The sequence below is a fragment of the Streptomyces sp. JLBG701 genome (assembly GCF_058544905.1).
The window spans coordinates 3,365,123-3,390,285 of the sequence record NZ_CM178588.1 but is presented as its reverse complement, the minus strand read 5'-3'; the positions used below and the strand labels follow the sequence as shown (position 1 = coordinate 3,390,285).

Annotated in this window: 14 protein-coding genes; 10 read left to right on the top strand and 4 right to left on the bottom strand. The window is 68.5% G+C overall.

Features of this window, described 5'->3' with window-relative positions:
* The first annotated feature begins 152 nt into the window (after positions 1 to 152).
* Positions 153 to 2,270, top strand: a complete 2,118-nt coding sequence (locus AC5DRG_RS15455) for a DUF2075 domain-containing protein (RefSeq protein ID WP_491813048.1) — start codon at positions 153 to 155, stop codon at positions 2,268 to 2,270.
* Between the two features lie 52 nt (positions 2,271 to 2,322).
* Here the strand turns inward: AC5DRG_RS15455 and AC5DRG_RS15450 are convergent, their stop codons facing one another.
* A complete protein-coding gene (locus tag AC5DRG_RS15450) occupies positions 2,323 to 2,451 on the bottom strand; it encodes a DUF6408 family protein (protein ID WP_406267034.1) in 129 nt (42 codons plus the stop codon).
* A 506-nt stretch (positions 2,452 to 2,957) separates the two neighbouring features.
* On the opposite strand from AC5DRG_RS15450, the gene pglW reads away from it, so the two are divergent.
* On the top strand, positions 2,958 to 7,667 hold the full coding sequence (gene pglW, locus AC5DRG_RS15445; RefSeq protein ID WP_491811073.1) for a BREX system serine/threonine kinase PglW: 4,710 nt from the start codon (positions 2,958 to 2,960) through the stop codon (positions 7,665 to 7,667).
* The gene (gene pglX / locus AC5DRG_RS15440) at positions 7,664 to 11,269 is read left to right on the top strand and encodes a BREX-2 system adenine-specific DNA-methyltransferase PglX (RefSeq protein ID WP_491811072.1); all 3,606 of its coding nucleotides are present in this window, start codon (positions 7,664 to 7,666) and stop codon (positions 11,267 to 11,269) included. Before pglW ends, pglX begins: the two co-directional genes overlap by 4 nt.
* On the opposite strand, the gene AC5DRG_RS15435 is transcribed toward pglX, so the two are convergent.
* The gene (locus AC5DRG_RS15435; protein WP_491813047.1) at positions 11,196 to 11,780 is read right to left on the bottom strand and encodes an ATP-binding protein; all 585 of its coding nucleotides are present in this window, start codon (positions 11,778 to 11,780) and stop codon (positions 11,196 to 11,198) included. The two genes, pglX and AC5DRG_RS15435, sit on opposite strands and share 74 nt — an antisense overlap.
* Positions 11,781 to 11,986: 206 nt before the next feature.
* Here AC5DRG_RS15435 and AC5DRG_RS15430 point away from each other — a divergent pair, with 206 nt between their 5' ends.
* The 3 genes from AC5DRG_RS15430 to AC5DRG_RS15420 all read left to right on the top strand — a co-directional run bounded on the left by AC5DRG_RS15430 (position 11,987) and on the right by AC5DRG_RS15420 (position 14,200).
* Positions 11,987 to 12,817, top strand: a complete 831-nt coding sequence (locus AC5DRG_RS15430) for a helix-turn-helix domain-containing protein (RefSeq protein WP_491811071.1) — start codon at positions 11,987 to 11,989, stop codon at positions 12,815 to 12,817.
* Positions 12,814 to 13,017: a DUF397 domain-containing protein gene (locus AC5DRG_RS15425; protein WP_491811070.1), complete on the top strand. Its 204-nt coding sequence runs from the start codon at positions 12,814 to 12,816 to the stop codon at positions 13,015 to 13,017. Before AC5DRG_RS15430 ends, AC5DRG_RS15425 begins: the two co-directional genes overlap by 4 nt.
* A gap of 307 nt (positions 13,018 to 13,324) precedes the next feature.
* Positions 13,325 to 14,200 (top strand): hypothetical protein, encoded by an 876-nt coding sequence (locus AC5DRG_RS15420; protein WP_491811069.1) that lies wholly within the window; start codon positions 13,325 to 13,327, stop codon positions 14,198 to 14,200.
* Positions 14,201 to 14,316: 116 nt separating this feature from the next.
* Here the strand turns inward: AC5DRG_RS15420 and AC5DRG_RS15415 are convergent, their stop codons facing one another.
* Both AC5DRG_RS15415 and AC5DRG_RS15410 read right to left on the bottom strand, forming a co-directional pair.
* Positions 14,317 to 14,955, bottom strand: coding sequence for a DUF6879 family protein (locus AC5DRG_RS15415; protein ID WP_491811068.1), 639 nt, complete (start codon positions 14,953 to 14,955; stop codon positions 14,317 to 14,319).
* Positions 14,948 to 15,217 carry a hypothetical protein gene (locus tag AC5DRG_RS15410; RefSeq protein ID WP_491811067.1) on the bottom strand — a complete coding sequence of 90 codons (270 nt, stop codon included), beginning with the start codon at positions 15,215 to 15,217 and terminating at the stop codon, positions 14,948 to 14,950. The genes AC5DRG_RS15415 and AC5DRG_RS15410 overlap by 8 nt, the downstream gene beginning before the upstream one ends.
* Before the next feature lie 228 nt (positions 15,218 to 15,445).
* Between AC5DRG_RS15410 and AC5DRG_RS15405 the strand changes: the two genes are divergently transcribed.
* From AC5DRG_RS15405 to pglZ, 4 genes are all read left to right on the top strand, one after another.
* Positions 15,446 to 15,859 carry a hypothetical protein gene (locus AC5DRG_RS15405; protein ID WP_491813046.1) on the top strand — a complete coding sequence of 138 codons (414 nt, stop codon included), beginning with the start codon at positions 15,446 to 15,448 and terminating at the stop codon, positions 15,857 to 15,859.
* Positions 15,856 to 17,994, top strand: coding sequence for a tetratricopeptide repeat protein (locus tag AC5DRG_RS15400; RefSeq protein ID WP_491811066.1), 2,139 nt, complete (start codon positions 15,856 to 15,858; stop codon positions 17,992 to 17,994). The genes AC5DRG_RS15405 and AC5DRG_RS15400 overlap by 4 nt, the downstream gene beginning before the upstream one ends.
* Positions 17,995 to 18,373: 379 nt before the next feature.
* Complete coding sequence (pglY, locus tag AC5DRG_RS15395; RefSeq protein ID WP_491811065.1) at positions 18,374 to 22,252, top strand: BREX-2 system ATPase PglY; 3,879 nt, start codon at positions 18,374 to 18,376, stop codon at positions 22,250 to 22,252.
* Positions 22,249 to 25,155, top strand: coding sequence for a BREX-2 system phosphatase PglZ (gene pglZ / locus AC5DRG_RS15390; RefSeq protein WP_491811064.1), 2,907 nt, complete (start codon positions 22,249 to 22,251; stop codon positions 25,153 to 25,155). Before pglY ends, pglZ begins: the two co-directional genes overlap by 4 nt.
* Positions 25,156 to 25,163 lie beyond the last annotated feature (8 nt).

Here is a 25,163-nt window from a genome sequence, read left to right as displayed (position 1 = left end):
GGTGCTTCCAGCCGACCGACGTGTCATATGCGCTGGGAGGGTGGTCACTTACCTAAGATCCCAGGGGTCATTGCGGCCCGACGGGCTTCCCCACGTGGACATGCCCCCATCCGCACGAGTCACTCGTGCCCTGGGGGATCCACCTCGTGTCCATGCTCCTGCTGAAACTGGCAGCGCGGGATCTGCTGAACCTGAACTCGAGACGCCGTATGGTGCCCCACCTCGCCGCGAGATGGAAGCACTTCCTCAGCACCGACGCCTCCTTGACCGAACGTTCCGCCTGGGCTGAGAGCCTGGTGCATCTCGCCGAGGATCTCGTCGCCGCCGACCGGGGAAACGTCGAGATGGTCGTCGAGTGCGCGGCCACGCTCGACGAGACCGACCGCGCTGGGGACCCGCGGCTCATCGACGTCGTCCTCGTGGGCCATCATCCCGAAGAGAACGGGCTGTCCGTCCAGCTTGTCGAGCTGAAGCGTTGGTCGACGGTGACCCGGGTGGAGCGAGCCACCGCGGAGCTGGTGCATGTCCCTGGCATGGGGGAGAAGAAGCATCCCGCGCTGCAACTGCGCGAATACTACGAGGCGTTCACCGGTGACAGAGGACCGCTGCACGGACTGGACTACGAGTGTGGCGGCTTCGCCTATCTGCACAACGCCACCGACGCCGCAGTGCTGCCACTGGTCGGCGTGGATGCGCCGACCGGTTCCTACGCCCGTGTCTACACCAGCGACCGCCGCGCCCAACTGATATCGGACCTGCGTACAGCCTTCGCCGCCGACGGTGCCGACTCGGCGGCCGAGATCCTTTTGCGGAGCATGGGCCTGCGCAACACCCCGTTGCTTGACGCCATGATCCGTTCCAGCGGCGAGGACACGGTCTTCACCCTGCGCGGCCGTCAGAAGAAGGTCGCGGACCAGATCCTCGAGGCTGCCGCCAAGGTGCTTCCCGATCCTCAGCGCCCCGCGCTCCTCCCTGACGAGCGGCGGGTGGTGTTCCTCGTCACGGGCGGCGCCGGCACGGGCAAGAGCGCCATCGGCCTCCAGCTCAAGGCCGAACTGGAGGCGGAGGGCCGCACGGTCAAGTACGCGAGCGGCAGCAGGGCCTTCAACGGCGCGCTGCAGGAGCATGTCGGCTACGGGGACCGGGAGTTCAAGGAGACCTTCACCTACTTCAGCAACTTCGTCACCCCGCCCGACCCACCGCTGGACGTGCTGATCTGCGACGAGGCCCACCGCCTGCGCGACCGCTCCACCAACCGCTTCTGGAAACCCGAGGACTGGGGTACCAAGCCGCAGGTGGACGAACTCCTCGACGCCTCCCGGTTGACGGTGTTCTTCCTGGACGAGGGTCAGTCCGTGCGCCCGCAGGAGGTCGGCACCGCTGCTCTCGTGGAGGACGCGGCACGGCGCTACGACGCCCACCTGGTCCGTGGCAGCCTGTGGGAACAGTTCCGGTGCGGCGGCAGCGACGGCTACATCCGCTGGGTGCGCGGCGCGCTGGGGGTGTCCGATGCGGAGCCGGAGCTGTGGACCCCGGACGGACTGATGCATGTCGAGGTCGTGGACAGCCCGGAGGAACTCGAGCGGATCATCCGTTCCGAGGCCGGGGCGGGAGCGTCAGCGCGCATGGTCGCCGGATACTGCTGGCCCTGGACGAAACCCCTGGGCAAGGAAAAGCGACTTGAGCCCGACGTCCGGATCGGTGACTGGCATCGGCCGTGGAACGCGGACAGCGAGTCCTTCTGTGAGAACAAGACCGTCCCGCCTTCCAAGATCTGGTCCGTGCACGAGAACGGCCTCGGCCAGATCGGCTGTGTGTACACCGCGCAGGGCCTGGAGTGGGACTGGTGCGGCGTGATCATGGGCGAGGACATGGTGCGCCGGGGCGACCGCTGGGTGTTCCGCCGGGGCAAGGACAGGGCGGACAAGGAGGCGGGCGTCAAGCGGGTAGCTGTTCCCGGGTCGTTCGATCCCAAGGTGAAGCCGAAGACAGTGGACGACGACGAGTTCGCCCGACTCGTCCGGCACGCGTACCACGTGCTGATGACCCGGGCGAGCCGTGCAACCGTGCTCTACTCCACGGACGAGGAGACCCGGGACTACCTGAAGAGTCTCGTCGGCGACGTCCAGATCCACGGTCTGCGCCCCACCTGGGAGAACCTTCCGGAGCAGGCGCGACAGCCACATCTGCCCCGTCCCAGCAGAGGACGACGCCGCCGCAGGAAGCGTCAGAAGAAGGACAGTCCGCCCGGAGAGATGTTTCTTTTCTGAAGCGGTGGACCGGTAGGTGGGGTGGCGGGCTCCCGGGCCCGCCACCTGCCGGTCAGAAGACCAGGCGCGCTACCACGGCAAGGGTCGTCACCAACAGATTGGTGATGACTCCCACCGTGACGTCGACCAGAATCTGACGAATCCGGTCACGACGTGCAAGCTTGTACTCAACGGGGTTCATCGGTTTCCACTCCTGAGCGTGAGCTGGGAATGGCAGGGATCGCCCTACCGGGCATCCGCAGTCACACCGCGTGTAGCACGCGGTGGAGACCACTCGTCGCTCATCGCCGGGGACCGGCACCTGGAACACCGCCGACGTACCCTCCGGGAAGGTGCGCAGCGGGTAACCACGTTAGTGCACGCGGCAGTTGGTGTAGATCAATTTTGGACGCCACGGTGTCTCCACCCGGGCGCCGGACGCTATGGCGCCGGGCTGGACGTCGTTGATCGCGATGACAATGGCTGTGTGGAGTTTGCGCATTTTCACCTGAGGAGGTGGGCGAGGCTCCAGGATATTGGTGGCCCGTGCACAACAAGTCACCAGAGTCGGGCGATAAGGGGGGAATGTCCCGTACTTCTGTCCTTCACCGTCTCTTTTCATGGCACGGCCAGCCATTAGGATCTGCGTCAAGGGTCTGACCACGGGGAACGGTCGCCCTTGCGGGACACGAGAAGCGGGGAACAGGCATGCGGGAAGGCCGGTGGGTCACGGTCACCGAGTCCGAGTTCGATCACGAACGCCGCGGCCTGGAGGCGATCCGCGAGCGACTCCCGGACTCCGACCCCTGGCGTGCCTGGTCGAACTTCACTTTCACCGCGAACACCGGTCACGTCCGCGAGGTCGACCTCCTGGTCGTCACTCCCGGCGGCGTCTGCATGATCGAACTGAAGGACTGGCACGGCTCGGTCACCTCCGAGAACGGCACCTGGGTACAGACCACACCCGGCGGTCGCCGCCGTACGCACGGCAACCCACTGCATCTGGTCAACCGCAAGGCCAAGGAACTGGCCGGCCTGCTCGCGCTGCCCGGCGGCAAGCGGGTCTGGGTCGCGGAGGCCGTCTGCTTCACGGACAACGGCCTTCGTGTACGCCTGCCCGCCCACGACCAGAACGGCGTGTACACCGTCCACCAGCTGGTCGAGATGCTCAAGCAGCCTCCGCGTGACGAGCGGCGCCGCATCACGGCGATCGGCTCGCGCGAGATCGAGGCTGCCCTCAAGAACATCGGCATCCGCAAGAGCGACGCGCAGTACAAGGTCGGCCCGTACGAGCTGGAGCGGAAGTCCTTCGACTCCGGGCCCACCTGGGCGGACTACCTCGCCCGTCACAGCGACCTGCCAGAGGCCGCCCGCGTCCGCATCTACCTCAGCGAGCGGGGCTCTGACGCCTCCCTGCGCCAGTCCGTCGAGAACGCGGCCCGGCGCGAGGCCGCGGTGCTGGGCCGTTTCAAGCACCCGGGCGTGGTCGAGCTCAAGCAGTACTTCCCCTCCGGGCACGCCGCCGGCCCCGCGCTGATCTTCGACTACCACCCGGACACCCTGAAGCTGGACGAGTACCTGGTCCAGTACGGCGAGAAGCTGGACATCCTCGGCCGGATGGCGCTGGTCCGCCAGATCGCCGAGACCATGCGCTCCGCGCACTCCAGCCGCATCCACCACCGGGCGCTCGCCGCCCGCTCAGTGCTGGTCGTCCCCCGGCCGCGCGGCGGGAAGGGCCGGGCCGTGGGGGAGGAGGCCGCCTGGCTCACCCCGCACCTCCAGATCTCCGACTGGCAGATCGCCACCCAGCGCAGTGGTGACTCCTCCCAGGGCATGACCCGCTTCGCGCCGACCGCCCTGTCCGCGATGCACCTGGCCGACGATGCCGACGCCTACCTCGCGCCCGAACTCACCGCTCTCAACCCCGACCCGGTCCACCTCGACGTGTACGGGCTCGGCGTCCTCACCTACCTGCTGGTCACCGGCAAGGCCCCGGCCGCCAGCCAGGCCGAGCTGCTGGCCCGACTGGAGGCGGGTGAGGGCCTGCGCCCCAGCTCCCTGGTGGACGGACTGTCGGAGGACGTGGACGAGCTGGTGCAGGCCGCCACCGCGTACCGGCCGGGCCAGCGGCTGTCCAGCGTGGACGAGTTCCTGGAGCTGCTGGAGGTCGTCGAGGACTCCCTCACCGCCCCGGCCCAGGCGGCCACCGCCACGGAGGGGCTGGGCGACGAGGACGACCAGACCGCCGCCGACAAGGACCCGCTGGAGGCCGTAGCCGGTGACGTGTTCGCCGGCCGGTGGGAGATCCGCCGCCGCCTCGGCACCGGCTCCACCAGCCGCGCCTTCCTCGTCCGCGACCTTCAGGCCGAAGCCCGCAGGACCCGCCCGCTGGCCGTGCTGAAGGTCGCCCTCTCCGACAGCCGCAGCGAGATCCTCGCCCGCGAGGCCGAGGCCATGGGACGCCTGCGCCCCCACTCCGGCATCATCCGCCTCGTCGAACCCGAGCCGCTGCACATCGGCGGCCGTACCGTCCTGGCCCTGGAGTACGTCGGCGACGAGCGCGACGACAACGGACAGGGCACCGAGGGCAGCGCACGTCCACGCCGCCGCGAGGAGACCGTCTCCCGCCAACTCCGCGAGAACGGCCGCCTCCAGGTCGACCAGCTGGAGGCGTACGGCGACTACCTCTTCGGAGCCGTCGACTTCCTGGAGGGCGAGGGCGTCTGGCACCGCGACATCAAGCCCGACAACATCGCCATCCGCATCCGCCCCAACCGCACCCGCGAACTCGTCCTCATCGACTTCTCCCTCGCCGGCTACCCGGCGAAGAGCACCAACGCGGGCACCGACGGCTACCTCGACCCCTTCGTCGACGTCATCACCCGCGGCTCGTACGACTCCCACGCCGAGCGGTACGCCGTCGCCGTCACCCTGCACCAGATGGCCTCCGGCGAGCTGCCCAAGTGGGGCGACGGCAGCGTCCTGCCCCGCATGACCGACGCCAAGGAGTGGCCGTACCCGACCATCGCGGCCGAGGCCTTCGACCCGGCCGTACGGGACGGTCTCGTCGCCTTCTTCCAGAAGGCCCTGCACCGCGACGCAGGCAAGCGGTTCCCCGAGCTGAAGCCGATGCGGGACGCCTGGCGCAAGGTCTTCCTCGACGCCTCCCAGACCGTCCCGTCCAGCCACCGTTCCCGCCACCCGGCCGCAACGACCACGGGGGAGGGGACACCCGCCGAGGGCGCCGCCGCAGTGGCGATCGCGGACGCCGAGCCGGAGACCGCGGAGCAGCAGCGCGACCGCCTCGCCGCCGAGGTCACGCGGGATACTCCGCTGACGGTCTCCGGCCTCACGCCCGCCGCCCAGTCGTTCTTGTACGGCCTGGGCATTACAACTGTCGGCGAACTGCTCGACTACAGCCGCCGCAAGCTCGTCAACGCCCCCGGACTGGGCGCCAAGACCCGCAACGAGGTTCAGCAGCGGCAGCGCGAGTGGGGCGAGCGGCTGCGCGAGATCCCCGTCTCGCCGCTCACGCCGAAGGGCCGCGCGGAGGCCAAGGAGGAGCTGGAACAGCTCACCGCCGCCGAGTCGGCCCTCGTCGGCGAACTCGCCACGGGCGCCTCGGCGGGCACGCTGTCCCCCCGCACCCTCCGCTCCGTCAGCCTCGACACCCTCGCCACCGTCTTCGTGCCCGCCGTCAACAACAACGGCTCCAACCGCAACAAGGCGGAGATGGTACGGCTGTTGCTGCGCCTGCCCGACGAGCACGGGGTCCTGCCGGACATCGGGGTCTGGCCGAAGCAGAAGGATGTCGCGGAGGGGCTTGGGCTGAGCCACGGCCGTATCCCGCAGATGCTCAAGGACGAGCGCAAGCGCTGGAAGGCGGAGCCCGCCGTCCAGGCACTGCGCGTGGAGATCATCGACCTCCTGGTGAGCATGGGACGGGTCGCTTCGGCGGTGGAGATCGCGGATGCCTTGGCGGTCCGGCGCGGCACGCATCTCGCGGGGCGCGAGCAGCGGCGCGCGATGGCGCTGGCGGCCGTACGGGCCGTGGTCGAGGTCGAGCAACTGCTGCCGCAGGAAGCCGAGTTCCAGCACCAGCCGAACCGCAAGGCGACGGACGAGTCCCTGGGCGCCGGCCTGCTCGCACTCGACGTACGGGAGAACGACGGCCCGGACACCCCGACCGCGCCGGGCCTACTGGAGTACGCGACCCGTCTCGGCAAGACGGCCGACCGGCTCGCCAGGCTGGACACCCTGCCGACGGCAGCGACCGTCCTGGCCGAGCTGGGCGCGTTGACGGTTCCGCCGGGTGCGGTGGAGTGGGACGAGCGGCGGATGGTGGAGCTGGCGGCTGCGGCGTCGGTGAATGCTGCGGCTACTCCGCGCCTGGAGATTTATCCGAGGGACCTTTCACTGGTCCGGGCGCTGCGCCTCACGCAGGCCGGGCTCGTCCGCTGGATCCCGGGTATGCCGGAGGGGCAGCAGCCGGGCCTGACCGGCGAGGCCGTGCACGAGCGGGTCCGTGCTCGCTTCCCGGAGATGGTCGTTCCTGACGGGCGTGGGGGCACGCACCACGAACTGCCGACGGGCGGCCCGCTCACCAAGGCGTTGCGCGACGCCGGCTTCGAACTGTCACTCAACATGCACGAACGCGAGGGCGTGCTGCGTTACTTGCCGACGCGGGTGGACGACGCGTCGAGCTATCTGACGACGGGTGCGTGGCGGCAGTCGACGCGTACGGGTGCGGTGACGCGGTACGCCGACGACCCGCAGCTCGCGGGCGCGGTACGTGCGGAGGAACGGCTGCTCGCGTCGGCCCGCAGGGACGGGTACCGGGTGCTGACCGTACGGCAGCAGCTGGTGCGGGACGCGGTGCGGGAACTGGGTGCCGGGCGGCTGGGCACGGATGCGGTGTCGGTGACTGAGCTGTTCCTGGAGGCCCTGCACGCGCAGGTCACGCCGGGCACCAAGCCGACCTGGGAGACCCTGCTCAAGGCTGACGCCGCCGAGCCGGGTTCGAAGGGCGCGGTGCGGTTCGCGGAGTACACGCGGACGGCGTGGGGCGCGGTGGAGCCCCGGATCGCGGAGATGCTGGGCAACGGTGGCGGCGGCGGGGCTGGTCCTGTTGGTCCTGTTCTGCTGACAGAGGCAGGGGTGTTCGCCCGGTACGACGCGATGGGCGTCCTGGACCGACTGGCGTCGGCGGCCCGTCGGGGCGGGCGGGGGCTGTGGCTCCTGGTCCCGCAGAGCGACCCGTCGCGTGAGCCCCGGCTCGGGCAGGTGGCGGTGCCGTACCAGGCCGGCCTGGGGGAGTGGATTCAGCTTCCGGACACGTGGGTGGGCAACGCCCATCGCGGGTCCGGCGAGGGCGTGGCAAGTGCTAGTGCCAGTGGTGTCGAGGGAGACGTCAAGTGATCGACCGCAAGGCTCTGTTGAACGACCTGAAGCAGCAGGTCAAGGCGGTCGAGACCGACCTCGGGCGCCAGGTGAAGGCGCTGGGGGATGTCGGCGCGCGGCTGAGGGCCGAGTACGACCAGGCGCGCAAGCTGGGGCGTACGGCGGCGACGTGGACCTTGTGGCTGGACGAGCGGGTCACGCAAGTCGCGGTGGCGTGGGTGCTGGGGTCTGTCTTCGTGCGGTTCTGCGAGGACAACCGGTTGATTCCGGAGCCGTATTTGACGGGACCGGACGGGGACCGGCGGGAGTTGGCGGAGTCTCGGTACGACGCGTATGTGGAGTCGGACGAGGATCCGACGTACCGGGGGTGGCTGGAGAAGGCGTTCGAGGAACTGGGGCAGGGGCAGGCGGGGCGGCTGCTTTTCGACCAGCGGCACAACCCGCTGTACCAGGTTCCGCTTTCGCATGACGGGGCACGGGAGCTGGTGGAGTTCTGGCGGGGGAGGGATGAGGGGGGTGTCCTCGTCCATGACTTCACCGACCCGCTGAACGAGGACGGTACGGAGGGGTGGGACACGCGGTTCCTGGGAGACCTGTACCAGGATCTGAGTGAGGCCGCGCGGAAGACGTACGCGCTGCTCCAGACGCCGGAGTTCGTGGAGGAGTTCATCCTCGACCGGACCATGAATCCGGCTGTGCGGGAGTTCGGGTACGAGGAACTGAAGATGATCGACCCCACGTGCGGGTCGGGGCACTTTGTGTTGGGGGCGTTTCGGCGGTTGGTGCGGCTGTGGGGGGAAGAGCAGCCGGGGCGGGATGTACACGAGCGGGTGCGGGCTGCGCTGGACTCGGTGCACGGTGTGGATATCAACCCGTTCGCGGTGGCTATCGCTCGGTTCCGGTTGTTGGTTGCGGCCATGGCAGCGAGTGGTGTGCGGACGCTCGCGAAGGCGGCGAAGCTTGACTTGCCGATTCACCTGGCGGTGGGTGACTCGCTCATCAAGGCTCGGCAGTTGGGGCTCTTTGACGGGCTAGAGGGTGAAGATGAGCTGGCGACCTTCTCATATTCCACAGAAGACATTCACGATGAGCATCCGGGGATTCTGCAGCAGGGGCGCTACCACGTGGTGGTCGGTAATCCTCCCTACATTCAAGTAGCGGACGCGAGCCTCAACAAGATTTATCGGGAGCTCTACAATGCCTGCGCTGGGGGATTTGCTCTCTCCGTTCCATTCGCGCAGCGATTCTTCGAGCTAGCTAAGCGGGGGTCTGCCGACGGTCGCGGGTTTGGCATGGTCGGACAGATCACGGCAAACTCGTTCATGAAGCGTGAGTTTGGGGCGAAGCTCGTCGAGAACTTCTTTCATGGCCGGGTTGAGCTAACAGAGGTAATTGACACCTCTGGGGCACATATTCCCGGTCATGGAACACCGACAGTGATCTTGATCGGCAAGTTCCGCAGCGATAGCGGGCGTTCGAATACTATCCGGACCGTGCGAAGCGTGCAGGGCGAGCCTGGGGAGCCTGAGAATGCTGAGCTTGGGCTTGTCTGGACCGCAATCGTTGAGCAGATTGATAAGCCTGGCTCAGTGAGCAGATGGGTCTCGGTGGATGATCTGGAACGCGGACGTTATTTCGCTTCCCACCCGTGGGTCTTGTCCGACGGGGGGCTTGAGATGCTTGAGGAGATCGGCCGGTCCTCGACTGCTCGTCTCCAGGTTTTGACGTCCAGTATCGGCCGGACTACGTCAACTGGAGCGGATGATCTTTTTCTGCTCCCTGGCGTGATCACGGCTAATAGGCTCCGTAGCGCGGATAGAGTGCGCCAAATGGTAGTTGGCGACGCAGTCCGCGATTATCGGTTTACCGATCTGGCCGCTGTTCTAAATCCGTACAATGACAGAGAGCAGCGAGTACTTCGGTCTGAGGATGACAAGTTGGTCGCGCGACTCCTGTGGCTTGACCGAACCCGCCTGGGGCGACGTAAGATTTTCGGCAAGACACTGAGTGCAAACGGTCGACCCTGGTACGTTCACTTGGAGAATTACAGTAGCAAGTTGACCACGGATGTTGGCATCAGTTTCGCCTTTGTCGCTACCCATAATCACTTTGTGCTCGACCGGAGTGGGATGCTATTTAACCGTAGTGCGCCCATCATTAGGTTGCGTGAAGAAGTGGCAGAGGGGGAGCATGTAAGTCTTGTCGGGCTGCTCAACAGTTCCACTGCATGTTTCTGGCTTAAGCAGGTAAGTCACGACAAAGGGAGCCAGTCGGGCTCTGGTGGCTTCATGCATGATGAATGGGAGAGGTTCTACGAGTTTACTGGAACGAAACTGGAGGAGTTTCCGCTCCCTATCGATTACCCAGCCAAGTCTGCCGCTTCCCTAGACGTACTCTCCCGACAGCTTTCCGGTGTCAATCCGTCTGCCGTGTTGGCGGAAGTGGCGCCAAGTGTATCGACTCTTCGGGATGCCCGAAAAGCTTGGACCGGCATTCGGTCGCAGATGATCGCTGCTCAGGAAGAGTTGGACTGGCAGGTATATGCCCTGTACAGTCTTCATTCTGAAGATCTAAGTGCCCCTGAACTTGTTGATGTGCCTGAGGTTGCTCTGGGTGAGCGTGCTTTTGAAATCGTGCTCGCGCGTCAGGTGGCCGAGGGTGCGAGGGAAACTGTCTGGTTTGATCGGCACAACTCCACCCCCATCACGGAGATCCCCGCCCACTGGCCAGCCCCCTACCGGGAGATCGTCCAGAAGCGGATCGACGCCATTGAGTCGAACCGTGCTATCGGCATGGTTGAGCGCCCCGAGTACAAGCGCCGCTGGGCCACCGAGGGCTGGGACGTCCTCCAGGAGAAGGCCCTCCGCTCTTGGTTGCTCGATCGCATGGAGAACCGCGACCACTGGTTCGACGAGAACAGTCAGCCCACCATTCTCACCCTCGCCCGCCTCACCGACGCCCTCTCCCGTGACGAGGACTTCGTTTCCGTTGCCAAGCTCTACGCACCCCGCAAGGAACTTGCGAAGGTCGTCGCCGAGCTGATCACCGACGAGCACGTGCCGTTCCTCTCCGCCCTGCGTTACAAGCCCTCCGGCATGAAGAAGCGCGCAGACTGGGAAGCGGTTTGGGACCTCCAGCGCAAGGAGGACGCCGCGCCCGACGAGCCCGCCAAGCGGAAAATCCGGGACTCCATCCCCGTGCCGCCCAAGTACACCTCGGCCGACTTTCTCCGCCCCTCCTATTGGAGGGCGCGCGGCAAGCTCGACGTACCCAAGGAACGGTTCGTCTCCTACGGGCAGACCAACGCCGCAACTCCCGAGCTGTACGGGTGGGCCGGCTGGGACCAGCGCGAGCAGGCGCAGGCCCTCGCCACGTACTTCACCAACACCGCGCTGTCCACCGAGGAGATCACGCCGTTCCTCGCCGGCCTGCTGGAACTCCAGCCGTGGCTGTCCCAGTGGCACAACGACTTCGACATGCTCTACAGCGGCTCCCCGGCGGACTTCTTCGCCGGCTACCGCCAGCAGAAGCAGGGCGAGCACGGACTCACGGACGACGATCTCCGTAACTGGCAGCCTCCGGCCGAAACCCGAGGCCGTCGCGCAGCAGTGAAGAAGTAGCCGGAAGCGACTCGGCGTCGTGCCCGTACGCCGATGCCGAGTCTGCCGGACGAGGGGCCACTTGGCGCATGCGCGGGTGGCCTCCGGTCGTTACGCGCAGCTTCGCCCATACGGTCTTGCCGGGGGCGGCCGGGCGAGGAGTGACGCCCCAGTCGTCCGCGAGGGCGGAGACGAGGTGGAGGCCGCGGCCGGACTCGGATGCGGAGTCGGGGGTCGGGGGAGTGGACGGGGGCTGCCTCTCGGCGCGGGTGTCGGTCACCTCGATGCGGAAAGTGCCCTCGGCCAGGGTGAGTTGGAGGTGGAAGTCCCGGCCGGGGACGTGGCCGTGGCGTACGGCGTTGGCGGTGAGTTCCGCCGTGATGAGGGTGAGCGTCTCGTTGGCCGGGGTCGTGTAGGGGTGGCCCCAGTCGTTCAGGCGATGCGAGACGAGTCGGCGGGCGAGGCGGGCACCGCGTGGGGTTGAGGTGAAGCGCATGGTGAACTCGCGTTCGGCTGCGGGGTGCTGTGGCATATGCCCGTTCGGGGGAGTTGGTGACTTCATGGGGTCAACGGTCGCGGACTCTGCGTAGCGTTGAACAGCAGTGATGCGCTGACGGGTGCGGGCTGTACACGTCGGTGGTGCGCTTGTACGTGGTGTCGGGCGTGACCGGTTTCCGGGCCGTGCGTTGGGCGGACGGCGTCCGGTGACTGTGATGGTCGTACGGGAGGAGTTGCGGCGTGGACGACGAGGTTCAGCAGCCGGAGTACGAGTTCGGGACGGGCATTCTGTGCGTGTTCGGGCGACAGCTGAAGCTGTTCCGGGAGCGGGCGGGGATGGACCGCGCGACGCTCGGGTCGCTGACCGGGTACTCGGCCTCGACGATCGCGTCGTTCGAGCAGGGGAGACGTATTCCGCCGCCGAAGTTCATCGACCGGGCCGATGAAGTGCTGGACGCGGGTGGGGTGTTGAGCGCGAGCAAGGAGGAGGTGGCTCGGGCGCAGTATCCGGCGTTCTTCCGGGATGCGGCCAAGTTGGAGGCCGAGGCGGTTGAGCTTCATGCGTATGACACTCAGTTGGTCAACGGCCTGTTGCAGACGGAGGAATACGCGCGAGCGGTGTTTGCCATGTGGCAGCCACTGCTGGACGAAGCGCTCATGGAGCAGCGAGTAGCCGCACGGCTGGCGCGGCAGGAGATCTTCTCCCGACGCCCGGCGCCGCATCTGAGCTTTGTGATCGAGGAGGCTGTCCTGCTCCGGCCGCTCGGCGGAGAGGCTGTCTGGCGAGGCCAGTTGGAGCACCTCATGCTGATGGCGGAGAAGCGCAACGTGGTGATCCAGGTGATGCCGTTGTCCCGCCAGGAACATGCGGGACTTGCTGGACCGTTCACCTTGATGGAGGCCAAGGATGGGCGCAGGATCGCGTACACGGAGGTACAAGGCGACAGCCATGTGCACACAGAGCGTCGGAAGGTGCGGGAGCTTGAGCGTACGTACGGGATCCTTCGCGCGCAGGCCCACACTCCGACAGAATCGCTGGCGTTGATCGAAAAGTTGCTGGGAGAGAGATGAGCGGGGAAAAGGCGGGGCCGGACACCGATGCCCTGGCATGGTTCAAGAGCAGTTACAGCGCTGGCGACGGGGGCCAGTGCGTTGAGGTCGTGGCTGGGATAGGCGCCGTGCACGTCCGCGACTCAAAGGACACAACCCGCGCCGCACTCGCCGTAGAACCCACGGCGTGGACTGCGTTCGTCGAGTTCGCGGCACTCTGACAGAGGTGGCACCGATGGCAGGGCCTCCCGGCGGGCATGTGCTTGCCGAGGGCCCTGCGCATGTCCGCCTCCGCAGCACTTTCAGCAGCCCTCGCGCCTTGCTCGCCGGGTGCCGCGCCGGCGCTGGCTGCCACGGCGATCAACGTCCGCCCGGAGAGGGTCGGTTCGCGACAGCGGTCGCCTTCCCGAGTGACGATCGGCATCGTGATGGACCCGGCCCGCACGCCACCGTCACTCACACAACCAGGCCCCAACTGAGCTGACACAGTACGGCCCTTGGAGCGCGGAGTTACTGTAAGTTCCTGCTATGAAACAGGGCAAAGGGATAGAGAACCCCGAGTCGCGCTTCTCCGCGATGCTGCTGGCGGCAGCAAAGCTTCCGGGTGTGCGTATCAACAGGGAGGCGTACCTCCGAAGTGCGCTGGCTCGCCATTGCTCCGAGGACGACATCCGAAGAGCGGTAGAAGAGTCCCCCGCTGCGGCGGGCATCACTGTCAAGGTTCTCGACAAGGTGGCCAACGACTCCATCCGCTACGAAACCGCCAAGGTCAGCGCTCTCTCCGCAGCTGCCGGGATACCCGGCATCCTCGCCCTTCCCGCCACTGTGCCCGCCGACGTGGCCCAGTACTTCGGCCACATGGTGCGTATCGCGCAGAAACTCGCGTACCTCTACAGCTGGCCAGATCTGTTCTCCGACGAGGGCGACGACGTCGATGACGCGACCATGGGGGTGCTCACGCTGTTCTTCGGCGTGATGTTCGGCACCCAGACGGCGAACGCCGCTGTGGGGAAGGTCGCCGGGATGATGGCGGAGCAGGTCGCCAAGAAGCTGCCCCAGAAGGCACTCACCAAGGGTGTCATCTACCCGATAGTGAAAAAGGTCGCGGCTTACCTCGGTGTTCAGATGACAAAGCAGTCCTTCGCGAAGAGCGTCTCGAAGGCCATCCCCCTCGTCGGGGCCGTTGTCTCTGGCGGGCTCACTCTTGCGACCTTCCTTCCGATGGCCAAGAGGCTCAAGAAGCACCTTGCCAGCCTGCCGCTGGCGGAGCCGTTGCACCGAGAGATGGATGGGGAAGTCCTGGACGGCGAAGTCGTGGAAGACCATGGGCCTTTCGCCACAGCACACGCTGAAGAGCGCGACGCAGACGCCGTAGCCATCAAGCTGGAGGAACCTCAGTCCTGACGCCGCAAGTGCACTCCCGAATGCCGAAAAGGTGGCCGACACTGCGGGCCCTCCCGTCATCGCCGGGGGCGATGATCCGTTGGCACGAGGGCTCGCTCGTCACCCCGCCTCGCTGATCACCGCGAACCGCGAAAACCCGTCGGGGCACCGGACACCTGGGGCGGGGCCAGGGTGAGGATCTCCCGGTCGAAGAAGTCGTGGAATCCCTCACCACGCTCGTAAAGCGCATCGAATCCGGCGTTCGTTTCCCGGATCAGTGAGCGGTCTGTGTAACGGTTGGCGCCGGCCGCGTTTCCGTCCTCGTCATATACGACCTCGTACATGACTACATCGTCGAGAATCACCACCTCTGGAACCGGGCGAATCCGCTCGATGTTCGAAATATCGTGAGCGTCGAGAACCTTGATGTCGTCGCCCAGGTCCACGCGTACGCGCAGGACGAACAACTCCCATTGCACATACGGCGTGACCGGGAATTCCACGACGCGAAGGCGGCGGTGTATGACGCCCAGTCGCGACGCCTCGCGGAGTTCCTGGGCGTAGTCCTCGCGCCTCTCGGCGGCCAGGGACAGAGCCCTCTCCCAGTCGCCGTCGGCGAAGGCCTCCCAGCTCGGGAAGCCGCGCTCCTTGAAGTGCTGGCCGCGCTCAAGCTTGTTGAGGAAGTCGATCCCGCTGCTGTAGACCCGGCCTAAGTCCGTGTGGTACCTGGGGCGGTCCAGGCGTTCGGAGGTGCCGCCGGGGAAGGAGTCAAACACTGGGGATGTCCGGCTTCGCCGCGATGAGCATGTTCCTGGGGATGACCACGAGGCGTTCGTCTGACCCGATCGAGACCCCGTCGGGCAGGTTCCTGCCGAGCGACTGGGTCAGGTCCCGGCCGATGACAGCGATGTCGCCGTTGACGAGTTCCCAGATGTCCGGGCAGTCAGGAGTTCCGGTTGTGTTTCCGAGTTCCTGGGGTGTTTTTCCCAGTCGCTGTTTGAAACCTGTGTCCGGATCCGCTTCCCATGGCCTGGCCATTTCCGTCGCCCCCTCGATCGGTCAGGATGCCTCACTGTAGCGTGCATCTTGCCCGCCTGACGATGTGTTGGAACCAGCCCACCGGGGTAATGGCGAGGATTGATTCCTCCTTGTCTCATGTCGCTCAGGGCTGGAATGATATTGATCGGAAAGAAAATCATGCCAACGCCTGGCAGGCGACACTTTCCATCTCTGCTGTCGGAAAATCGGGTGAACGGAGGGGTGGCTGTGGACCCAGAAGTGACCTTGCTCGCACAGAGTGCGGGGACCACCTTGGTCGCGTTGATGACGACCGATGCCTGGCATCGTGTGCGTGACGGGATCACACAGCTCTGGCACCGGACACAACCCGAGCGCGCCGGGACCGTCGCCGCCGAGTTGGAGGCCAGTCGTGAAAACGGGCTGGCCGCCGTGATGGCAGACGACCAGGAGACGCTGGACGAACTACGCATTCAGTGGCAGGGGTTGGTGCGGCGGCTGCTCGTCGCCCGGCCCGCCGCTGTCGCTGAACTGCGCGCGCTGCTGGACCAACTCGACCCTGGTGGCTCGGCTGACGCCCGGCAGATCACCCAGCACGCCACCGCGTCCGGTCAGGCCCGGGTTTACCAAGCGGGACGTGACCAGCACATCGCAGAGCGATGACGGGCGGGACGGACGGCCACGCCGAGGACCAGGGACGCGTCTACCAGTCACGGGGCGACCAGCACATCAGCGAACACCACCACCACTACGGCGGTGACGGGCCGGAGCACGGCGGACCGGACTCGGTGCGACGCCCGGCGGTCGGTCGGCCCCCCGTCGCGCTCCGCGACCGCAGCGAGGTGATGGAACACCTGCGGGCGAGCGTCGAGGCGGAGCGCGGCGGCCAGGTCTACGTGCTGTACGGCATGGGCGGTTCGGGCAAAACGGCGGTCGCCTGTGCCCTCTTCCAGGAGGTCACCGGAGAACAGGGACGGGTGGGTCTGTGGGTCAACGCCTCCGACCGTGCGAGCCTGCGCGCCGGCATGCTCGCCGTGGCCGCCGACCGAGGGGCGGGCGACGGTGAACTGCTCGCCGCACGCAACGGCCTCAGACCTGCCGCCGATCTCGTCTGGACGTATCTCGACCGTTCCGCCGAACCCTGGTTACTGGTCCTGGACAACACCGACGAGCCGGAGATCCTGCGGGACGGCAACTGGCTGCGCACCAGCCCGCGCGGCACCGTCCTGGTGACCACCCGCCGAGCGGCGGCCCGGTGGTGGCCGGGCGCCGAGCTGCAGCACATCGGCGTACTGCCCCGAGAGGACGCCGCGCTCGTACTGCGCGATCTCGCACCGCACAGCGGTACGACGGAGCAGGCGGCGCGGGTCGCGGACCGGCTCGGACGGCTGCCCCTCGCCCTCACCCTGGCGGGCGGCTTCCTCTCCCACCAGGTGATCGTCCCCTGGACGATGGACGCCTACGGGGACCAGCTCGACGGAGACGAACGGGTCCAGCTGATCGACCGGGGAGCCGACGCGCTGTCCGAAGCGGACCCCCGGCATCTCGTCGGCCTGACCTGGCAGCTGACCCTCGACGCGTTCGAAGCGCGCGGGCTGCCCGAAGCGGCGGCCCTGCTCAGACTGCTGGCCCGGTTCGCCGCCGAACCGCTGCCGCTGACTCTGCTCAACCACACCGACATCGGCGCCGTACTGCCTCGTGCCCGAACCGAGACAGCCCTCAGAGCCCTCCTCGACCAGTCGCTGTCCGAACTGGTCGACGCCGCCGGAGCGCGCTGCGTACAGAGTCACGGCATCCTGCTCGACAGCGTCTCCGCGGCGACCCCGGCGAACCTGGTGCCCGCCCTCGACACGACAGCCGTCCGGCTGCTCGACGCGGCCGTGCCCGGCGTACCCGACGCGGGTCCGCACGATCCGCGACTGGGCCTGCTGGTACCTCACGCGCTGGCCCTGCTGCGGCATATCGGCGGGCCGTCCGCCGCCGACGCGCTGGCCGTCGCGACGCGACTGTCGGTCGCCCTGCACCGGACCGGTGACTACCTCTCCGCCTGGGAGACCGCCCGAAGCGCGGCGGACCTCGCACAGCGACTCCTCGGCGCGGACCACCGTACGGTCCTCGCCGCCCGCTCCAGGGCAGGGCGGGCGCTGTTCCGGCTGGGCAGGTACGCCGAAGCCGAAGCGGCGCTCCGCGCGGTGCGGGACGCCCAGGAGCGCCTGTTCGGCGCCTCCGACCCCGACACCACGGACAGCGGCTACGGCCTCCAGCTCGTGCTGGCGAACCTCGGCCGACGCGAGGAATCCGTCGTGCTGCTCCGTGACACCGTCGCCGGGCGGCGCTCGTCGCTGGGCCCCGCGCATCCGCTGACCCTGCGGGCCCGCGCCAGCCTGCTGGAGATGCTGCCCGCCGACGAAGTGGTCACCGAGGAAGGCGGCACACTGCTCACGCTGCCGTCGGAATGCGATCGGTCCCTCGGCCCCGACCACACCGTGACACTGGGCGCCCGGCACAACCACGCATGGGCGCTGTACCTCCTGGGCCGCTTCGACGAGGCCGACCGTGAGATCCGGCGGGTCGCCGAGACGTATGTGCGGCGCTTCGGGCCCGAGTACCCGATCGTGCTCGCCGCCCGGCAACTCCTCTCCCGGACCCGGGCCGCGCTCGGTCACGTGGAGGAGGGGATCGCGCTGATGACCGACGTCGTCGAGCGGCGGGAACGCGGCCTGGGCCCCGAACACCCCTTCACGGTCGCGAGCCGACAACTGCTGGGCGCCTACCGGTCAGGGCGATGGCGGCCGTAGCGCTTGCGATGGGAAGGGAGCGGCTCGCGCGGACGGTGCGCGAGGGTGTACGGCACGGGGGCGATGGGAGTACGGATGTAGGGTGCTATGCGCAGGCCGTACGGGTGACGTTCAGTACGAGGGGGACGAAGAGTGCAGACGCTGCGAACCCGTCTACCTTGACCCGGCCGATGCCGTGAGCGTCGTTCCCGTCCGGTCACCACATGACCACTTCCGTCCTCGCCACCGGTCAGGACAGCCGGCCCGCCGCACCGGCCATCCATACTCCTGGGCCCCGCCCCACCCCTCGGACACCGGCCTCGGGCCTCGGCGGCGGACCCCGCACGACACCGAGTACGAGCAGCAGCACCGACCACCGTCAGGGAGAGCGAGACCCGCAATGGCCCAGCAGCCCCTTCTCCGCGATGTCATCGACATCAAGGAGAACATCTCCACCTCGGACTTCGTGCTGTCCCTCGCCGAGGCGACGACACCCGAGGGTGCTCAGAACGCGCTCCGGGACTACGTCGTCACCGAGCGGCTGCTGGAGAACTTCGACGAGTCGCTGGCGCTCATCAAGTCCTCGCTCGACGGGCACCGCTCCAAGGCGGCCTACCTGCACGGCTCGTTCGGTTCCGGTAAGTCGCACTTCATGGCCGTGCTGTACGCGCTGCTCAGTGGTGACCCGGCCGCCCGTGCACGTACCGAGTTCGACCCGGTGCTGACCAAGCACGAGTGGCTGACCACGGACGGCAAGAAGTTCCTCCTCGTGCCGTACCACATGCTCGGCGCGAAGGCCCTCGAACAGCGGGTGCTCGGCGGGTACGTCACGCACGTCAAGAAGCTGCACCCGGACGCGCCGACCCCGCAGGTGTACCGGACCGACTCCCTCTTCGCCGACATCCGCGCCAACCGCGACACCTACGGTGACGAGGCGGTCGTCCGTGGCCTGGGCGGAGGCGACGCGGGCGACGGCGAAACGGACGAGTGGGGTGAGGGCTTCGCGTGGACCCCGCAGCTCCTCGACACCGCCCTCGCCGCCGAGGAGAACCACGAGGGGGGCACCCCGCTCAACCTCCGTAATCCCTCCACCCCGGCCGAGCTGCGCGCCAAGCTGGTCAACGACGCCAGCACCAACCTCTTCCCCGGCTTCGCCAAGAACGCCGTCGAGAACGAGCACGGCTTCATCTCCCTGGACGCCGGTCTGTCGGTCATCGCCGAGCACGCCAAGTCGCTCGGCTACGACGGCCTGATCCTGTTCCTGGACGAGCTGATCCTCTGGCTCGCGACCCTCATCCACGAGCAGAAGTTCGTGGCCCGCGAGGCCAGCAAGATCACGAACTTCGTGGAGGGCGGCGACGCCCGACGCGCCATCCCCGTCGTGTCGTTCATCGCCCGCCAGCGTGACCTGCGTGAACTCGTCGGCGAAGAGGTGTCCGGCGCGGCGGAAGCATCCATCCAGGACACCCTGAACCTGGCCTCCGGCCGGTTCGACAAGATCACCCTGGAGGACCGCAACCTCCCGCAGATCGCTCACGCGCGCATCCTCAAGCCGAAGGACGCCGACGCGGAACGACTCATCGACGAGGCCTTCGAGCAGACCAAGCGGGTCGGCACCCAGGTCTGGGACACCCTCCTCGGTTCGGAGAAGGGCACGACCGGCGCGGACGCGGAGTCGTTCCGGCTGACGTACCCGTTCTCCCCGGCGTTCATGGACACCCTCGTCCACATCTCGTCCGCGCTGCAGCGCTCCCGTACCGGTCTGAAGCTGATGGGCGAACTCCTCGCCGACCACCGGGGCGAGATCCGGCTCGGGCAGCTCATCCCCGTCGGCGACCTCTACCCGGTGATCGCCAAGGGCGGCGACAAGCCGTTCACCGACAGCCTGAAGGTCGTCTTCGAGGCCGCCGACAAGCTGTACAAAACCAAGCTGCGGCCCTACCTCCTCAGTTCGTACGACATCACCGAGGACGACGTCGAGCAGTTCGTCAACCGGCCCGAGGCCATCACCGACCCGCAGCGTGCCAACCGCTGCCGCATGTTCGTCGGCGACAACCGGCTCGTGTGCACCCTGCTGCTGTCGGCGCTCGCGCCCAGCGTGCCCTCCCTGGCGGAGCTGACCGTCCGGCGGCTCGGCGCCCTCAACCACGGGTCGGTCCTCGCGCCCATCCCGGGCGCCGAGGTCGGCATCATCAAGAACAAGGTCGCCGAATGGGCGGCCAGGTTCCCCGAGATCAAGGAGACCGGCACCGACGCCAACCCCGGCGTACGGCTGGAGCTGTCCGGCGTCGACGTGGACTCCGTCATCGCCAACGCCCAGGTCAACGACAACCCCGGCAACCGGGTCGCCCTCGCCCGGCGTCTGCTGTCCGAGGAACTGGGCGTCGAGCACGGGCAGTTGAGCGACCAGCTCGGCTTCGTGTGGCGCGGTACCTCCCGCACCGCCGAGATCGTGTTCGGCAACGTCGCCGACGAGGACGAGCTGCCCGACCACGACCTGATGCCGCAGGAGGACGGTCGCTGGCGGATCGCCATAGACCTCCCCTTCGACGAGGGGGAGTGGGGCCCGGTCGAGGACGTCAACCGCATCCGGCGGCTCCGCGAGCGCCAGCAGGGCGAGCGGTCCCGTATCGTCGCCTGGCTGCCCGCCCATCTGTCCGCGCAGCGCTTCGCCGACTTCCGGCGGCTCGTCGTCATCGACAAGGCCCTCGCCGACGAGCACCGCTTCGACACCCAGTACGCCGGCCATCTCAACGCGGACAACCGCAGCCGTGCAAAGGGGCTCCTCGAAACCCAGCGCGAGGCGCTGCTCAAGCAGGTCAAGGGCGCCTTCAAACAGGCGTACGGGCTCGCCCAGAAGCAGCCCGCCGACGTCGTGCCCGACTTCGACGACCACCTCGTCGCGCTGCCCGACGTGGACGGCCTCACCCTGTCCTTCGGGCAGAGCCTGCACGACGGTATCCGGCATGTCGCGGGCAAGCTGCTCGTCCACCAGTACCCGGCGCACCCCGACCTCGACCCCGACGGCACCGGCACCGCCGTCAAGTCGATCGACACCAAGAAGGTGTTCACCCACGTCAGATCCGCCGCCGAAGCGCGTGACGGGCGGGTGGAGGTCCCGGCCGCCGACCGCAAGCTCATGCAGCGGATCGCCGGACCCCTGCGCCTCGGGCAGCAGAAGGAGGCGTACTTCGAGCTGTCCCGCTACTGGGCCGACCACTTCCGCCAGCTCGCCAGCGCCCAGGGCGTCACCGGGGACCTGTCCCTGATCACCCTGACCGACTGGACGGACAAACCCCACCCGCGCGGCCTGCCCGACTTCCTCGCCCGACTCGTCGTCGCATCCTTCGCCGAGATGGACGACCGGGTGTGGGTACGCGGCGGCACCGTCCTCGACCCCGCGCCCGAACTGTCCGCGATCAAGGACCTCGACGCGCTGCGCAACCAGCCACGGCCCGCCGAAAGCGACTGGGACACCGCACGGCAGCGCTTCGAGACGATCTTCGGCGCCAAGCCGCCCGCCCTGTGGCGCGGTCGCATGATCAACCAGTTCGCTCGCCAGATCATCGAGGCCGCCCGCGCCCACCGGGACCACGCGGCGGACCTGGTGCACCAGTTGGAGGCCCACACCTCCTTCCTCGGCCTCGACCAGACCGCCGACACCGGACGGCTCGCCCTCGCCCGCCGCTCCCTGCAACTGCTGGACGCGCTCACGGCGGAGGCCGGCAAGGGCGCGGCCGGGGCGAAGAAGACCGTGGAGGCCCTTGCCTCCTTCGACCTCGGCGAGACCAGCGCCGACCGGTACGGGACCTCCATCAAGCAGGCCCGCGCCGTCGCGGAGGCCGTGGCCTCCGCCCCTTGGAGCACCCTGGAACTCGCCACCGGACCTGAGGGCGAGGCGCTGCTCGAGTCGCTGCGCAATGTGGCACGGGACGACCAGCGCACCGCGGACCTGCGCGAGGCCCTCGCCCGTACCCAGCGCGAGGTCGTCGCCCTGCTGAAGCGGAACCAGGCCGCCGCCCAGCCACCCGCGCCCGTCGCGCCGCAGCCCACGGCCGACGACCTGTCCCTGAACACACCGACCAGCGACCCGCGCATCCCCTACGCCCCGCAGGAGACACCCACACCGGCTTCCTCCGGCAGCGGCTCCGCGCGGACGGCCGGTGGCCGCCGTACGACCGTGGCACGCGCCGCCGCCGACCTCCAGGCGGAACTGGCCGAACTGGCCGTCCGCCACCCCGACGCGACCATCGAGATCACCTGGAAGGTCGTCGAATGACGGACACCGTCGCCGCCGCACCGGGCGCCGTCCGGCTGAACACCGCGACCGTGACCCAGTACCTGTCCTCGCAGTCCTCCCTCGCCGCCTCCCTGACCGGAGACGGCGGGGGCAGGCACCGGGTCGTGCTGCTGCGGTCGGCGCTTCAGTGGGACGGGCCCACCGAACCCGCCTGGGGTGAGGGCCGGACGGCCGGCGTCGTGGTGGCGCCCTCACCGCTGGCCGTCCACGAACTCGTCCTCGACCACCTGACGGGCCGGCGCCCCGGCCCCGCTGTCCTGGTCGTCCTCACCGACCGTGAGCAGAACGAACTCGATCCGGCGATCGTCGCCCGCGTCCACAAGAAGCGCATCGACATGGTCGACAGCTGGGACGTCGTGCGGGAGGCGTTCGGCGCCCGGCAGATCGACCCTCGCCTGAAGGACGCCAACTGGGCCGCCGAAGCCCTGCTCGACGCCACCCCGCCCGGTGGCTGGCCGCCGGTGCCCGGCGGCTGGCTGTCCCGGCAGTACGCCCTCACCGCGCTCGCCCAGCGCCGCCTGCGCCTCGGCCGCTACGACACCGAGGGCGGTACGCGGCGCCCTGGCGAGGACCGGCTCGACGCGCAGACCCTGCTGCACTGGTCGACCCGGCCCGGAGCCCCCGAGCGGCTGCCGGCCCTGCGGGGTCCCGAGCGCGCCGGGCTGACCGCCTTCCTCGGCGAGGAGGACCAGGCCGGTCTCGCCGGACGCGCACTGCTCGCTCTCGTCGACGCCGAGCGCGGTACGGACGCCGCCGCCTTCGGCCTCGTATGCGAGGCCCTGTGGCAGCACGCCGAGCCCGCCCCCGAGACGTATCAGGCCCGGGGCCGTGCCGAACGCTACTTCGGCGACCAGCCCCCGGCCGTCGGCGAACAACTCGACGCCCTGGTGGGTGTCTTGGGACGGTCCGCCGAGGAGTACGTGAGCACGCTGCTGACGGCCGGACACCGGGGCGGCGGCGTCGACGCCGACCAGGCCCGCGAGGCGCGCCGCACCAGCGGCATCGTGCTCGACCGGGCCGCCGTGCTGGCCCGCCAGTTCGGCGCGGAGGCGGCCGTCGCGGCGAGCCCCGTCCTGCGCGGCGGACTGGAAGCCCGGTTCACCGCCGTCGGCCAGGCCCTCGCGGCGGGCGACACGGTCGCGGTCACGGAGGCCGTGCGACGGCTCGCGGACCACAGGCTCGCCGCCGACCCGGAGGAGTCCGCCCGCACCGAACGCGCCCGCATGGGGCAGCGCCTCGCCCTCTGGCTGGCCACCGACCCGTCAGCCGACGCCCCCACCGTCGCCGACGCCATACAGCGGCACGTCGCCGAGACCGGCTGGGCCGACCTCGCCCTGGAGCACATCGAGGCCGGCGGCGACCCGGACTCCGTTCTCAAGGCCGCCTACGACACCCTCGGCGCGCGCGTCCGGGACCGGCGGCGGCAGATCGACGCGTCCTTCGCGCGCTCGCTGGCCGGTTGGACGCAGGACGGTACCCGGCCCGGCGGCATGCTCACCGTCGAGACCTTTCTCGACCGGGTGGTCGGGCCCGTCGTCCGGCGCGGGGAGGAACGGCGGGTGCTGCTGCTCGTGCTCGACGGCATGAGCGCGGCCATAGCGAACGAACTCGGTGAGGAACTGCGCCGCTCCTGGGCGGAGTTCGACCCGCTGGCCGAGGACACCCCGCGTCGGCGGGCGATGGCCGCCGCCCTCCCCACGGTGACGGCCGTGTCCCGGACGTCTCTCTTCGCGGGCACCTTGATGAAGGGCACCCAGGCCGACGAGAAGAGGCTCTTCCCCGCGCTGAAGCTGTGGAGCGGGGCACCGGCCGCCGCCTTCCACAAGGACGACCTGCGCACTGAGACCGCGGGCGACACCTTCGGCCCGGCCCTCACGGAAGCGCTCACCGACGGCAGGACCCATGTCGCCGTCGTCCTCAACGCCATCGACGACCGCCTCGCCAAGGAACAGAAACTCGGCGACGGTACCTGGCGGGTCGACGACGTACCCGGCCTGCGCGACCTGCTCCGGGTGGCGGCGGCCCAGGGCATGGCGGTCATCGTCACCAGCGACCACGGCCACGTCGTCGACCGGCACGGAACGAAGGCCGACGCGGCCACCGAGCCCGCGTCCGCGCGCCACCGCCTGCCCGGTGGCGGCCCGATCGGCGAACGGGAGATCGCCCTCACCGGGCCGCGTGTGGTCTGGCCCGAGCCCGGCGCGTCCATCGTCGCGCTCTGGGACGCGGACTCCCGCTACACCGCCCTCAAGGCCGGCTACCACGGCGGAGCCTCCCTCGCGGAGTTCACCATCCCGGTGCTCGCCTTCCTGCCCTTCGGGGCGGAACCACCCAAGGGATGGCAGGAGTTGGGAGACCAGCGGCCACCTTGGTGGGCTTCGGAGGAGGCGGGCAGGCCGGTGTCGGGCGAGCGTTCGGCTCAGTCGGTCGGCGCGGCTCCGAGGAAGGGGGCGGCGAAACCCCGCAGGAAGCAGCCCGACCCCGAGTCGCTGCCCGACGCGCTGTTCGACGTGGCACTGACCGCCGGGGGAGAGGACACCCTGCTCACACCGACCCTCGTCTCCCGGACCGAGGTGCTCGTGAAGGCGCTGCTCGACTCGCAGACGTATCAGGTGCAGCTCGACGGTCTGGCCCGCAAGCCGCAGCAGGAGCAGGTCCACAAAGCCCTCGCCGCGCTGCTCGACGCGGGCGGCACCCTGCCCGTAACCGCGCTCGCCCAGCGCGCGGGCATGCCCACCACCCGTGGCGACGGTTTCGCGGCGGTCCTGCGGCAGCTCCTCAACTACGACGGCGTACAGGTACTGGAGACCCTGCCGGACGGACGCACGCTACGGCTCCATGAGGGGCTGCTGCGCGAACAGTTCGCACTCAGGGCAGGCTGACGGCGTTC

Bases quoted from the DNA above. Each gene is read 5' to 3' on its own strand.
- AC5DRG_RS15450 (WP_406267034.1), bottom strand. From the start codon at position 2,451: ATGAACCCCGTTGAGTACAAGCTTGCACGTCGTGACCGGATTCGTCAG.
- AC5DRG_RS15410 (WP_491811067.1), bottom strand. From the start codon at position 15,217: ATGGCCAGGCCATGGGAAGCGGATCCGGACACAGGTTTCAAACAGCGA.
- AC5DRG_RS15400 (WP_491811066.1), top strand. From the start codon at position 15,856: ATGACGGGCGGGACGGACGGCCACGCCGAGGACCAGGGACGCGTCTAC.
- AC5DRG_RS15435 (WP_491813047.1), bottom strand. From the start codon at position 11,780: ATGCCACAGCACCCCGCAGCCGAACGCGAGTTCACCATGCGCTTCACC.
- AC5DRG_RS15420 (WP_491811069.1), top strand. From the start codon at position 13,325: ATGAAACAGGGCAAAGGGATAGAGAACCCCGAGTCGCGCTTCTCCGCG.
- pglZ (WP_491811064.1), top strand. From the start codon at position 22,249: ATGACGGACACCGTCGCCGCCGCACCGGGCGCCGTCCGGCTGAACACC.
- AC5DRG_RS15455 (WP_491813048.1), top strand. From the start codon at position 153: ATGCTCCTGCTGAAACTGGCAGCGCGGGATCTGCTGAACCTGAACTCG.
- AC5DRG_RS15425 (WP_491811070.1), top strand. From the start codon at position 12,814: ATGAGCGGGGAAAAGGCGGGGCCGGACACCGATGCCCTGGCATGGTTC.
- pglW (WP_491811073.1), top strand. From the start codon at position 2,958: ATGCGGGAAGGCCGGTGGGTCACGGTCACCGAGTCCGAGTTCGATCAC.
- pglY (WP_491811065.1), top strand. From the start codon at position 18,374: ATGGCCCAGCAGCCCCTTCTCCGCGATGTCATCGACATCAAGGAGAAC.